This is a genomic window from Bacillus pretiosus (assembly GCF_051294775.1).
Lineage (GTDB): Bacteria > Bacillota > Bacilli > Bacillales > Bacillaceae_G > Bacillus_A > Bacillus_A wiedmannii.
Genome location: NZ_JBPPHF010000007.1, coordinates 99,576 through 113,298, shown reverse-complemented (window position 1 = coordinate 113,298; position 13,723 = coordinate 99,576). Strand labels below are relative to the sequence as shown.

At 35.8% G+C, this 13,723-nt stretch carries 8 protein-coding genes and 2 riboswitches; of the genes, 6 read left to right on the top strand and 2 right to left on the bottom strand.

The annotated features are described in order from the left end of the window. Nucleotides 1-55: 55 nt before the first annotated feature. The 4 genes from ACSG5Z_RS26005 to ACSG5Z_RS25990 all read left to right on the top strand — a co-directional run bounded on the left by ACSG5Z_RS26005 (nt 56) and on the right by ACSG5Z_RS25990 (nt 7,525). Nucleotides 56-1,720 carry a glycoside hydrolase family 13 protein gene (locus tag ACSG5Z_RS26005; RefSeq protein ID WP_435712512.1) on the top strand — a complete coding sequence of 555 codons (1,665 nt, stop codon included), beginning with the start codon at nt 56-58 and terminating at the stop codon, nt 1,718-1,720. 203 nt (nt 1,721-1,923) lie between these two features. Further along, entirely contained in the window at nt 1,924-3,561 is a 1,638-nt protein-coding gene (locus ACSG5Z_RS26000) for a PTS transporter subunit IIBC (RefSeq protein WP_000705549.1), read from the top strand. Nucleotides 3,562-3,565: 4 nt separating this feature from the next. After that, entirely contained in the window at nt 3,566-4,357 is a 792-nt protein-coding gene (locus ACSG5Z_RS25995; protein ID WP_435712511.1) for an endonuclease/exonuclease/phosphatase family protein, read from the top strand. Between the two features lie 306 nt (nt 4,358-4,663). Then, nucleotides 4,664-7,525, top strand: coding sequence for a YhgE/Pip domain-containing protein (locus tag ACSG5Z_RS25990; protein ID WP_426707997.1), 2,862 nt, complete (start codon nt 4,664-4,666; stop codon nt 7,523-7,525). Nucleotides 7,526-7,566: 41 nt separating this feature from the next. Here ACSG5Z_RS25990 and topB read toward each other — a convergent pair whose 3' ends face one another. Further along, nucleotides 7,567-9,756, bottom strand: coding sequence for a DNA topoisomerase III (topB, locus tag ACSG5Z_RS25985; RefSeq protein WP_435712510.1), 2,190 nt, complete (start codon nt 9,754-9,756; stop codon nt 7,567-7,569). Nucleotides 9,757-10,180: 424 nt separating this feature from the next. Next, nucleotides 10,181-10,290: riboswitch (TPP riboswitch) on the top strand. 63 nt (nt 10,291-10,353) lie between these two features. Here topB and thiM point away from each other — a divergent pair. Then, nucleotides 10,354-11,169 carry a hydroxyethylthiazole kinase gene (gene thiM, locus ACSG5Z_RS25980; protein WP_097858171.1) on the top strand — a complete coding sequence of 272 codons (816 nt, stop codon included), beginning with the start codon at nt 10,354-10,356 and terminating at the stop codon, nt 11,167-11,169. A gap of 16 nt (nt 11,170-11,185) precedes the next feature. Then, entirely contained in the window at nt 11,186-11,845 is a 660-nt protein-coding gene (gene thiE / locus ACSG5Z_RS25975) for a thiamine phosphate synthase (RefSeq protein WP_435712509.1), read from the top strand. A gap of 115 nt (nt 11,846-11,960) precedes the next feature. Here the strand turns inward: thiE and ACSG5Z_RS25970 are convergent, their stop codons facing one another. Then, on the bottom strand, nt 11,961-13,274 hold the full coding sequence (locus tag ACSG5Z_RS25970; protein ID WP_435712508.1) for an anaerobic C4-dicarboxylate transporter family protein: 1,314 nt from the start codon (nt 13,272-13,274) through the stop codon (nt 11,961-11,963). 283 nt (nt 13,275-13,557) lie between these two features. Next, nucleotides 13,558-13,642, top strand: a riboswitch (cyclic di-GMP riboswitch). The last annotated feature ends 81 nt before the right edge of the window (nt 13,643-13,723 follow it).

Genomic DNA, 13,723 nt, shown 5'->3' with positions numbered 1-13,723 from the left:
TGTTACGAAAACGTTTGCATAAATTTCTGATGGGATGCAAAAGGAGAGAATGACTATGAAAAAGACATGGTGGAAAGAAGCGGTTGCGTATCAAATTTATCCGCGTAGCTTTATGGATTCAAATGGTGATGGTATTGGAGATTTACAAGGTATTATTGCAAAACTGGATTATTTAAAAGATTTAGGTATAGATGTAATTTGGATTTGTCCAATGTATAAGTCACCTAATGATGATAATGGCTATGACATTAGTGATTATCAAGATATCATGGATGAATTTGGTACGATGGAAGACTTTGATGCTTTACTATATGAAGTTCATAAGCGTGATATGAAGCTTATTATTGATTTAGTTATTAATCATACGAGTGATGAACATCCATGGTTTATTGAGTCACGTTCATCTAAAGACAATCCGAAGCGTGATTGGTATATTTGGCATGATGGTAAAGATGGTGCGGAACCAAACAACTGGGAAAGTATTTTTAATGGTTCGGCATGGGAATATGATGAAGTAACAGGACAATATTATTTACACTTATTCTCGCGTAAACAACCAGATTTAAACTGGGAGAATAAAGAAGTTCGCGAAGTGTTATACGATACAGTTAATTGGTGGCTTGATAAAGGAATTGATGGTTTCCGAGTGGATGCAATCAGCCATATTAAAAAAGAAGATGGTTTCAAAGATATGCCAAATCCAAAAGAACTAAAGTATGTACCATCTTTTGATAAACATATGAATGTGGATGGTATTCAACCTTTATTAGAAGAGTTAAAAGAAAATACGTTTTCTAAGTATGATATTATGACTGTTGGTGAAGCGAATGGCGTTAAGATTGAAGATGCTGAGCTTTGGGTTGGAGAAGAGCAAGGTAAGTTCAATATGGTATTCCAATTCGAACATTTAAGTTTATGGGATGCAGAAAAGAAGAAAGATCTTGATGTTGTAGGTTTGAAAAAGGTATTAACGAAATGGCAAAAAGGGTTAGAAAATAAAGGATGGAATGCTTTATATATTGAGAATCACGATAAGCCACGTATCGTTTCAACTTGGGGAGACGATAAACAATATTGGCGTGAAAGTGCAACAGCTCTTGGAGCAATGTATTTCTTTATGCACGGTACACCATTTATTTATCAAGGACAAGAAATTGGGATGACAAATGTTCAATTCCCAAATATTGAAGATTATGATGATGTAGCAATTAAAAATTTATATCGAGAGAAAATTGCAGAGGGCGTATCACATCAAGATATGATGGAAATTATATGGGCTTCTTGCCGCGATAATTCACGTACACCTATGCAGTGGAACGATGAGATGAATGCTGGCTTTACAACAGGTGCATCTTGGTTTGGTATGAATCCAAACTATAAAGAAATTAATGTTGAAAAGCAAAAGAATGAAGAGAACTCTATTTTCAATTTCTATAAGAAAATGATTGCCTTGAAAAAAGAGCACGATGTACTGAATTACGGTACGTATGATTTACTTTTAGAAGATGATCCGCAAATTTATGCATATACTCGTACATTAAACGATGAAAAAATCGTTGTAATTAGTAATATCTCAAAAGAGGTAGCTGTGTATAATGAAGGTTCATTTGCACTAGAACGCAAACGTTTGCTTTTAAATAACTATAAAGTTGCGGAAAATGAACAAGTAACTTCAATCACGTTAAAACCTTATGAAACAAGGGTTTATCGCATTTCATAATAAAAAAGGATGCTCTTAGAGCATCTTTTTTTATGAAAAAAAATAAATTTCTATTGCAAAGTGAAAACGCTTTTATTAAAATAGATTTATGAAAACGGTTGCGTAAAGATAAAAAAAGTAACGTAAGGAATCGTTTTCATAATAGAAACAGAAATTATCATTTAAATCATTATGTTGTTATAAATAAAGGGGAGGAAGAACAGATGAAAATTACGTCTTTTGATTTTTGGCAAAAGTTCGGGAAAGCATTATTAGTTGTTGTAGCTGTAATGCCAGCAGCTGGTTTAATGATTTCTATCGGTAAGTTAATTGGGATGTCTGCTGGGGATATTAACGCAGTTCATACAATCGCTCGCGTAATGGAAGACATCGGTTGGGCAATCATTACAAATCTACACATCTTATTCGCAGTAGCAATTGGGGGATCTTGGGCGAAGGATCGTGCAGGTGGTGCATTTGCAGCGCTATTAGCATTCGTCTTAACGAACAGAATTACAGGAGCTATATTTGGCGTAAACGCTGAAATGTTAGCGGATTCAAAAGCGACAGTTTCTTCAGTATTAGCAGGAGATTTAGTTGTAAAAGATTACTTTACTTCTGTACTTGGTGCACCAGCATTAAACATGGGAGTTTTCGTAGGGATTATCACAGGTTTTTTAGGAGCTACTCTATATAACAAATATTATAACTATAATAAACTACCACAGGCATTAGCATTCTTTAACGGAAAACGATTCGTACCATTCGTTGTAATTGTTTGGTCTACAGTCACTGCAATTGTATTATCACTTTTATGGCCGTTCATCCAAAGTGGATTAAATGAATTCGGTCGCTGGATTGCAGCATCTAAAGATAGTGCACCAGTTGTTGCACCATTTGTATATGGAACGTTAGAGCGTTTACTATTACCATTCGGTTTACATCATATGTTAACGATTCCGATGAACTACACAGAGCTAGGCGGAACATATACGATGTTAACTGGTTCAAAAGTTGGACAAATTGTAGCAGGACAAGATCCTTTATGGCTTGCATGGATTACAGACTTAAATAATTTACTAGCAAATGGAGATACGAAAGCATATAACGATTTATTAAATAACGTTGTACCAGCTCGTTTCAAAGCTGGACAAGTTATTGGCTCAACAGCAGCGTTAATGGGTATTGCTTTCGCGATGTTCCGTAATGTTGATAAAGAAAAACGTGCAAAATATAAACCAATGTTCTTATCGGCTGCATTAGCAGTATTCTTAACAGGTGTAACAGAACCAATTGAATTCATGTTCATGTTTATTGCTCCAGTATTATATGTTGTATATGCAATTACAACAGGACTTGCATTCGCATTAGCAGATTTAATTAACTTACGTGTTCACGCATTTGGATTTATTGAATTAATTACTCGTACACCGATGATGGTTAATGCAGGACTAACAAGAGATTTAATCAATTTCGTTATCGTTTCATTAGTGTTCTTCGGTCTGAACTTTACATTATTCAATTTCTTAATTAAAAAATTCAATTTACCAACACCAGGACGTGCAGGTAACTATATTGATAATGAAGATGAGTCATCAGAAGGAACAGGAAATGTACAGGATGGTTCATTAGCAACAAAAGTTATTGATTTATTAGGTGGTAAAGAAAATATTGCTGACGTAGATGCTTGTATGACGCGTTTACGTGTAACAGTAAAAGATTTAGATGTTGTTGCACCAGAAGCACAGTGGAAACAAAATGGTGCTTTAGGACTTATCGTAAAAGATAAAGGTGTACAAGCAGTATATGGTCCGAAAGCTGACGTATTAAAGTCAGACATTCAAGATATGTTAGGTGCGTAATAAGATGAAATTGCTAACTTTAAACTGTCACTCTTGGCAAGAAGAGAATCAAATGGAAAAGATAAAATATCTTGCTAAAGTCATTCAAGAAGAAGAGTACGATGTCATCGCATTGCAAGAAGTAAGTCAGTCGATACAAGCTGAAAATGTATGCGGTAACAAGAAAGAAGATAATTTTGGACTTTTACTATTAGAAGAGTTAAAAGCGTTACATGTAAAAGATTACAATATTACTTGGGATTTCTCTCATATTGGTTATGATGTGTATGAAGAAGGATTAGCGATTATAACGAAGCATAATGTTGTAAAAGAAGATACGTTCTTTATTTCAGAAAATAAGGATACAACGTATTGGAAAACACGCAAAATTGTAAGTGTGACAATTGCTTATAATGATAAGAACATAACGATTTACTCTTGCCACCTCGGTTGGTGGAATGATGAAGAAGAATCATTCAAAGATCAAGTTAATCGTTTGATGGGGCGTGTAGATAGTAATGAACTTTCCTTCTTAATGGGTGATTTTAATAATAACGCCCGTTTACAAGGTGAAGGTTATGAATATATGATGCAAAAAGGTTTGTATGACACATATGAACTAGCAATAGAGAAGGATGAAGGAACAACTGTCCAAGGTGAGATTGCTGGTTGGGATGAAAATAAACATAACTTACGAATCGATCTAATATTGTGTAACCAAAGTGAAAAAGTTCGTTCTTCAAAAGTCATTTTTAATGGTACGAACAGAAATGTAATTTCAGATCATTTCGGTGTAGAAGTACAAGTAGATATATAATAGAAGAAATCCTCACAGATGATGAAAAGCTGTGAGGATTTTTTTGAGGAATACAAGTATTGCCAAGAGAAAATACTTGTATTTTTTATGACATTTCCTATATATTTGTTATTATTGAATGTAAAACTAATTTGGTCATTTTGTATGCATACTTTTTTTACTTCGTTATATAATGAAGTAAGTGAAATATTTAATGGGAAAAATAGTGTATTTTCGTTTAATCCACGATGTAGAAAGTGATATAATTGCAAAATGTATGTATCATTTTCTAAAGAAGGAAAAATATATAATTAGGTGATAAATTCTATGAAACAAATTTGGCGTATTTATAAGACAGATTTACGGAATGTAGCTAAACATTGGGCTGCAATTGTTATTGTTTTAGGATTAATGATTTTACCATCGTTATATGCATGGTTTAACATTAAAGCTTCTTGGGATCCTTATGGAAATACAAAAGAGGTTCCCATTGCCGTTTCTAACCAAGATGCAGGCTCTAATTTAAGAGGGAAAGATATCAATATCGGGGACGAGATTGTAGATTCTCTAAAGAAAAACAAGAATCTTGGTTGGAAATTTGTAGACCAAAAGCAGGCGATTTACGGAGTTGAGCGTGGGGATTATTATGCAAGTATTACAATCCCAAAAGACTTCTCTGAAAAAATTGCAACTGTTCTGGATGAAAATCCACAAAAGCCAGAACTTGATTACTATGTAAATGAAAAAGTAAATGCGATTGCACCGAAAATTACAGCAAAAGGTGCATCAGGTATTACGGAAGAAATTAGTAAAAACTTCGTTAAAACAGCGAACGGTGAGATTTTTAAAATCTTCAATGACCTTGGAATCGATTTAGAAACAAACTTACCAAGTATCGAGAAAGTAAAAGACCTTGTCTTTAAGTTAGAAGCTCAGTTCCCAGAAATGAATACATTAATGGATAAGGCGTTAGATGATGCGACTCGAGCAGAGGATGTTGTGAAAGTAGCGCAAAAAGATTTACCTGTTGTAGAGAGTGTAATAAATGATGGACAGGAAGCGTTAGCGAATTTAGATAAGTTCTTTGCAAGACAAGATCAAACATTAAAAAATGCTCCAGGGACGATAAGAAATGATTTAGTAGCAGCAAAAGGCGTTATGGATAGTGCGGCTGCATTTACTGACTTTTTAATGAATCCAGGTGTAGAATTAAATATTCCTGACTTGTCTGGAATGAATGGATTACCTGAATTCCCTGCAAGACCAGACCTTTCTAAGTTGAATAGTGATGGTTATAAGGGGATAGCACAAAATATTAATCAAACAGTAAATAATGTTTTAAGCTCATCACGTGCAGGAACAGCTTATGCACAAAGTGTTATGGATGGATTGCAAAATGGAAGCGTTGATCCAGAGATAGCCAAGAAAAATATTTCGACTATATCTAATAATCTTCAAACACATATTGACAATCTTTCTTATGTAATTGATGTTATGGCTCGTTTAGAGCAAGGGGCTCAAACTGAGTTTGGACAAAATTTCTTTAAAACAAGAAAAGAGCATTTAACGGATATTAAGAATGGACAACAAGATTTAAATAATCGTTTTAAACGTTTAAACGATTTAATTAGCACAGGTCAAGAAGTTAAACAAGATGTGCGTGATGGAATCAATCAGAAATTAAATGAAACAAATGCTTTAATCGATCGAGCTGAAAAAGATTACAATGAAACGTTTGTAGCTGATTATAAAAAGGCAGTTAGCGCAGTAGATCAAGCTAAAGCCGATGCAAATCAAATATATGATAATGCAAAAGCAGATTATGATAAAGCGAAAAATAGCCTCGAAGGTGCAAAAGCAGATTTACAAAAAGCAAAAGAAGATGTACAAAATAGAGGTATTAATGGTTTAGATTCAACGAAAGTAGCTTTAAATAGCTTAAATGGTCAATTCCAATCTGGAATTGGTTTAATTGATGATATGATTCCAGTTCTAGAAAGTACAAATAAGGTTTTAGCAGATGTAAATAGTGATAAAAATCTTAATAATGGAATTGCAAAATTAAATAAAGCGAAAAGTAGTCTGCAAAAAGGTGTAGAGGCAACGAATAAGGGGATTACACTTCTTAACAATGGACAGAAACCTACAAAAGATGTAATTGAAAGTATTAACAACGCTGCGAAGGGTGGATCAGCTCAATTAACAGATGTATTATCGACGTATGATTCAGAAATTGTACCTAACTTCAATACAGCAATTGCTCGTACAAAAGAGATGTCGAAAAATACAACTCAAATTTTAAATGATGCAGACAAAAAGCTTCCAGATGTTAAAAAATTACTAGAAGATTCATCAAAAGGCTTAGTAGACGGTAGAAAAAAATTAGCAGATATTAAAGCTGAAATGCCGGAGACTGAGAAAAAGATTAAAGAATTAGCAAATAAAATTCGTGATTTTGAATCTGAAGAGGATTTAAAAGACATCATACGCTTATTAAAAAATGATGTTGAAAAGCAAAGTGATTACTTCGCGAATCCAGTCAATTTAAAAGAGAATAAGTTATTTGCGATGCCAAACTACGGTTCAGCGATGTCACCATTCTATACAGTGCTTGCATTATGGGTAGGCGCATTATTAATGGTTTCATTATTAACAGTAGAAGTACATGAAGAAGGCGCGAATTATAAGAGCCATGAAATTTACTTCGGACGTTTATTAACATTCTTAACGATAGGTCTTTCACAAGCGTTTATCGTATCGATGGGAGATATATTCTTGCTCGGTACGTACGTAGTCGATAAGTTCTGGTTTGTGTTATTTAGTTTATTTATTGGTGGAGTCTTCGTTTGTATTGTATACTCACTTGTTTCTATTTTCGGAAACGTTGGGAAATCGATGGCGATTATTTTACTTGTACTGCAAGTAGCAGGATCGGGCGGAACATTCCCAATTCAAATGACACCAGCGTTCTTCCAAGCAATTTATCCGTTCTTACCGTTCACATATGCAATTAGTGCAATTCGTGAAACAGTAGGTGGAATGCTTTGGGATATCGTAACGCGAGATTTACTTGTGTTAAGTGCTTTCGTAGTAATTATGATTGTTGCTGCGTTATTACTGAAAACACCAATTAACAAATCGAGTGAAAAGTTTGTTGAGAACGCAAAAGGAAGTAAAATTATTCATTAAAAATAAAAGGTTCCTACCGATAGTGGTAGGAACCTTTTTGTTTAATCAAATTTTAACTTCTTTAATGCTTCTGCGAACGGATTGTTTAATGGTTCTTCTTCTTTGTTCTGCTGTTTCATATATTTTTGAACGTCGCGTTTATCAGCTTTGCTTCCAGATTCCTTTTTACGTCTTTCTTGGAATGTGGATAATTTCTCGCGATAGCCACATTTACATGCAAAGATTTGTCCTGCACCTTCACCACGTAATTCTAACTTCTTCTTACATTGCGGACAACGAGCATTTGTTGTACGAGATACATTTTTACGATGACCACATTCACGGTCTTGGCATACAAGCATTTTTCCTTTTTTGCCGTTTACCTCTAGCATTGGTTTACCGCAGTCTGGACAAGACTTTGTTGAAATGTTGTCATGTTTATATTTTTTATCACTCGATTTAATTTCAGAAACAATTTCTTTCGTATAGTTCTTCATTTCTGAAATGAATACTTCTTTTTTCAGTTTACCCTTTGCAATTGCTTCGAGTTTTTGCTCCCATTCACCAGTTAGTGTAGGAGATTTCAGTTCTTCTGGCACTAAATCAAGTAGCTGACGGCCTTTTGAAGTAATGTGAATATCTTTACCACGTTTTTCAAGTAAGAACGAATTGAATAACTTGTCGATAATATCTGCGCGTGTCGCTACAGTACCTAATCCACCAGTCGATTTTAACGTATCAGCAAGTTGTTTGTTTTGCGTATCCATATATTTTGTAGGATTCTCCATTGCTGAAAGTAAAGTTGCCTCGTTAAAACGTGCAGGTGCTTTCGTTTGACCTGATGTTTGCATAATTAACTTTACAGTTAATGTATCGCCTTGTTCAATGCGAGGTAGAAGTTGCTCTTTTACGTCATCCATTACATCATCATCTTCAAAGCGGTTTTCATATACTTCTTTCCAGCCGGCATGTAAAATTGTTTTTCCTCGTGCAATGAACGTTTCATTGCCAACTTTTGTGCGTAACGTTAGTTGTTCGTATTCGAATGCTGGGGATAAAATGGCTAAGAAACGTTTTACAACTAAATCATAAATTTTACGTTCTTTATCTGTGAAGGCGGAGAAATTAACGTATCCTTCTGTCGGAATAATTGCGTGATGATCGCTTACTTTACTATCATCAACAAATGATTTATTAGCCTTGATAGGCTTTTGTAATACTTTATGTGCTAAAGGACGGTATTCTCCAACGCCACATGCTTTTAGACGCTCTGGAAGTGTTCCAACGATATCAGATGAAATATAGCGTGAATCTGTACGAGGATACGTTAGAACTTTATGTTGCTCATACAATTTCTGCATAATGTTTAATGTTTCTTTCGCAGAGTAACCGAACTTTTTATTTGCATCACGTTGTAATTCAGTTAAATCGTAAAGACCAGGAGAGAATGACTTCTTCTGTTTTTTATCAATTTCCACAACGGTAGCATTATGCTTATCTAAACCTTTTACAATACCATCAATTTTTTCTTTATTAAAACTGCGGCTATTACCATTTGCATCTTGCCAAGTTAGTTTTAACTGATTCGTTGTTTGTGCTTCGATACCGTAGTAAGTTTGAGCTTTGAAGTTCTTTATTTCATCTTCACGATTAGCGATCATAGCGACAGTAGGTGTTTGTACACGGCCGCAATTCAGCTGGGCATTAAAGCGAGTCGTTAAAGCGCGAGTCGCGTTAAGGCCGATGTACCAGTCAGCTTCTGAACGTGCGACAGCCGAAGCGTATAAATTGTCATATGCTTTACCTGGTTTTAAATTTGCGAAGCCATCTTTAATTGCTTTATCAGTAACTGATGAAATCCATAAACGCTTAATAGGTTTTTGTATTTTAACTTTATCGATAATCCAACGTGCGACTAATTCGCCTTCGCGTCCAGCATCTGTCGCTACAATAATTTCATTTACATCTTTTCTAAGTAGCTGACTCTTCACAGCATTAAATTGTTTCCCTGTTTGTTTAATAACCGTTAATTTCAAGCGCTCAGGTAGCATCGGTAAATCTTCTAAATTCCACTGTTTATATTTCACATCATAGCTTTCTGGATCAGCTAATGTAACGAGATGACCTAAAGCCCAAGTTACAATATATTTACTACCTTCAAGGTAGCCATTTCCTTTTTTATCGCACTTAAGTACACGCGCAATATCACGTGCAACGGAAGGCTTTTCAGCGATTACAACGCTTTTTACCATATTTAAAACATCCTTTCAAATTTCCATACGTTAACTATAGCATACATCTTCTTGAGATTCAGTTTCGCTCCAGATTTGAACGTTTTTTAGTGGGATAACATCTGTTTGGGGGTGAATGATGGCGACAGAACATAATATGCGCCATGATGAGACTATGAGAAATAGATACTTATTTATCCCGCATTAATGTGCAGTAAGACCCCTACCTCAAAATTCAGCGGAAGCCAAGAAGTTAGGTAGGGGATCAACTGCCCATAAAAGCCTGATTGGTTCAACTAATAATCAGTGGGGGATGAACAAAACCCCCACTGATTAAAGTTTCACTTTATTATGCTTATTGTTTTATTAGTTGCTCCTATATTAAATAGAAAAGTAAAGAACTTGTTATTTTACTAGAATAAGAGTAGACTTTGAAGTAGATGAATAATAAACACATGGGAGTTTGTGGATGCAAACTGAGAGTATGACTAATCCGTCATTGACCATTTGAACCTGTTGGATAATGCCAGCGTAGGGAGAGTGTAAAAGCACATGTTCAGGCACTTTGCGTACGCGCAAAGTGCCTTTTTGTGTATCTCCCATCACTATAGTTAGGAGATGAAAAGGATGAATATGAAAGAAATTAGTAAAGTAGTGGATTTGGTGAGAGAGTCTAATCCACTCGTGCATAATATTACAAATGTTGTTGTAACAAATTTTACAGCTAACGGCTTGTTAGCGTTAGGAGCATCACCTGTAATGGCGTATGCGAAAGAAGAAGTAGCAGAAATGGCTAGCATTGCTGGAGCGTTAGTATTAAATATGGGGACACTTCGTCCTGAAGAGGTAGAAGCGATGTTACTTGCTGGTAAATCAGCAAATGTGAATAATGTACCAGTACTATTTGATCCAGTTGGTGCAGGAGCAACATCGTATCGAACAGAAGTTGCGAGACATATTCCGGCTGAAATTGATTTAGCGATTATCCGCGGAAATGCAGCTGAGATAGCGAACGTTATTAATGAGAGATGGGAAATTAAAGGGGTAGACGCCGGTGTTGGAAATGGCAATGTCGTAAGTATTGCAAGGCAGGCAGCGGATGAATTAAATACAGTAGCGGTGATTACTGGAAAAGAAGATGTTGTTACAGATGGAGAACGAACGATCCTTATTCGAAATGGTCACCCTATTTTAACGAAAGTTACGGGAACTGGTTGTTTACTAACTTCTGTAATAGGAGCATTTGTAGCAGTAGAAAAGGATTATGTAAAGGCAGCAGTAGCGGCATTAACGTTTTATGGTGTAGCTGCGGAACTGGCAGCTGCTAAGACAGTGGAAAAGGGACCTGGTAGTTTCCAAATTGAATTTTTAAATCAGTTAGCGAATACCACTTCGGGTGATATTGAGAAGTATGGGAAGATTGAGCTTATATAGTAAGGAGGGGAACTAGATGCACTGTATTACAAAGGCTGAAATGTCTAGATTATTATCAGTATATTTTATTATGGGAAGTAACAATTGTGCGAAGGAGCCACTACAAGTATTGAGAGATGCACTTGAAGGCGGTATAACAATTTTTCAATTTCGTGAAAAGGGGGAAGGGGCTTTAACGGGAGAGAAACGTATTTGTTTCGCGAAAGAACTACAAGCAGTCTGTAAAGAGTACGGTGTACCATTCATCGTAAATGATGATGTGGAACTAGCTATGGAGTTAGATGCAGATGGCGTGCATGTTGGCCAAGATGATGAAGGAATTACTTCTGTTCGTGAAAAAATGGGTGATAAAATTGTTGGTGTATCTACACATACAATTGAAGAAGCACGCTGGGCAATTGAAAACGGAGCTGATTATTTAGGTGTTGGCCCTATTTTCCCAACGAGTACAAAAAAAGATACGAAAGCAGTTCAAGGAACGAAAGGTTTAGCTTATTTTAGAGAGCAAGGAATTACAATACCGATCGTCGGGATTGGTGGCATTACAATTGAAAATACAGCGTCAGTTATAGAAGCAGGTGCGGACGGCGTTTCTATTATTTCCGCGATTAGTTTAGCGGAATCTGCGTATGAAAGTACGAAGAAGCTAGTTGAGGAAGTAAATAGGGGTTTGTAGGAAAACGGAACTTCACAAAAATAGTAAAAAACATAATGGACCGTTAAAAATATTTAAACAAACGTTTGATTAAAAAAGCACAAACCCTTTAAAATTGTCGGTTTGTGCTTTTTCTTTAAAACATAATTGATATTAGGAGCATTCCAATTCCGATAGAGGTGAATGTTGCGATTAGGCCTGGAATCATAAAGCTATGATTTAAAACATATTTACCAATACCTGTTGTACCAGTGCGATCGAAGTTAATGGCAGCAACGATTGTTCCATAGTTTGGAATGAAGAAATATCCATTTACTGCAGGGAACATTGCGATTAGTAGTGCTGGTGGAATACCGAGTGATAATCCAAGAGGCATTAAAGCACGTACTGTTGCTGCTTGGCTATATAGTAAAATAGATAGAATGAATAATGCGATGGCAAATAGCCATGGTGCACTTGTTACTAGGTGCTGAATTGATCCTTGAATCATATTTAAGTTTCCGTTAAAGAAAGTATCTCCCATCCAAGCGATACCGAAAATAGCAACAACAGCTGTTGCCCCCGCTTTAAAGACGTTACCAGACACGATGCTTTCTACATTTGGTTTGCAGAAAATAATAATAAGAGCTGCGATAGTTAACATAACCATTTCAATTGTGTTTGGCATGGAAAGACGAATTAACTTCCCGTCAACCATCCATCCTGGACGAAGTGCTTCAAATGAACCGAGAAGTACGACAAGGAAAGTTCCTACTAAGAAAAGGATAACGGATAGTTTAGCGCCTTTTAAACCAACAAATTCTTTCTTCTCTTCAATTTTAGGAATTATTCCTTCTTTTAAACGTTTCAAGTATTCAGGGTCCTCATTTAATTCTTTCCCCATTTTGCTAGCAACAAATGCAGCTACCATACAAGCGATGAAGGTAGAAGGAATACTTACTTTTAAAATATCTAATAAGGTGATTTTATAGTCAGCTAGCATTGCTAAAAGTGCAACTGTTGCAGCTGATATAGGGCTAGCTGTAATTGCTTGTTGGGAAGCGATTACGGCAATTGACATTGGTCGTTCCGGTCTAATCCCAGATTCGCGAGAGACTTCTGCGATAACAGGAAGTACAGAATAAGCAACGTGACCAGTTCCTGCGCACAGTGTAAATAAATAAGTAACAATTGGAGCAAAGAATGTAATGCGCTTTGGATTTTTTCGCAATGCTTTCTCAGCTAGATGAACAAGGTAGTCCATTCCTCCAGCGGCTTGCAGTGCACCGGCAGCTGTAATTACTGCTAAAATCATAAGCATTACATCAATAGGAGGAGCTGTAGGTTGTAAGTGGAAGACAAAAACAAGTATTGCCATACCAACGCCACCCATTACTCCTAGACCAACTCCGCCTAGGCGTGCGCCAATAAAAATGCAGAGTAGTAACGTAAGAAATTGTAGCCAAAACATGATAAACTACCTCCGGAATTCATTAGTTAAGATATATTTGAATAATTTAATTTGAACGAAAATTAAAACAAATACCCAAAATAATCCTTGTGTTATATACATTTTTTATTATATAACACAAGAAATGTAACATTCACGAACTTTGTTAAATTATTTCGAAAAAATAATACCTTGAAACTTTACATTTGCATCTCTAAATAGGTAGACATTTTAATTCTTATGTTGTAATCTTTGATAGAGAATAATTTAATTCTCATAGAACTCCCATATCGTTCAACTCGTTCAGCGAGAAAGGCAAACTGATGGAAACATTAGGACGCAAAACTACAGGAGCTAAGGTCGAAAGGCTATGCTAGCCAGTTACCGGACGGATAGGGTTGGTCTTGACCAATGCTCTTTTCATTGGTCTTTTTTTTGTTTATAAACAAATGAGAGCCGTTATCATTTAT

Bases quoted from the DNA above. Each gene is read 5' to 3' on its own strand.
- ACSG5Z_RS25990 (WP_426707997.1), top strand. From the start codon at position 4,664: ATGAAACAAATTTGGCGTATTTATAAGACAGATTTACGGAATGTAGCT.
- topB (WP_435712510.1), bottom strand. From the start codon at position 9,756: ATGGTAAAAAGCGTTGTAATCGCTGAAAAGCCTTCCGTTGCACGTGAT.
- thiE (WP_435712509.1), top strand. From the start codon at position 11,186: ATGCACTGTATTACAAAGGCTGAAATGTCTAGATTATTATCAGTATAT.
- thiM (WP_097858171.1), top strand. From the start codon at position 10,354: ATGAAAAGGATGAATATGAAAGAAATTAGTAAAGTAGTGGATTTGGTG.
- ACSG5Z_RS25970 (WP_435712508.1), bottom strand. From the start codon at position 13,274: ATGTTTTGGCTACAATTTCTTACGTTACTACTCTGCATTTTTATTGGC.
- ACSG5Z_RS25995 (WP_435712511.1), top strand. From the start codon at position 3,566: ATGAAATTGCTAACTTTAAACTGTCACTCTTGGCAAGAAGAGAATCAA.
- ACSG5Z_RS26000 (WP_000705549.1), top strand. From the start codon at position 1,924: ATGAAAATTACGTCTTTTGATTTTTGGCAAAAGTTCGGGAAAGCATTA.
- ACSG5Z_RS26005 (WP_435712512.1), top strand. From the start codon at position 56: ATGAAAAAGACATGGTGGAAAGAAGCGGTTGCGTATCAAATTTATCCG.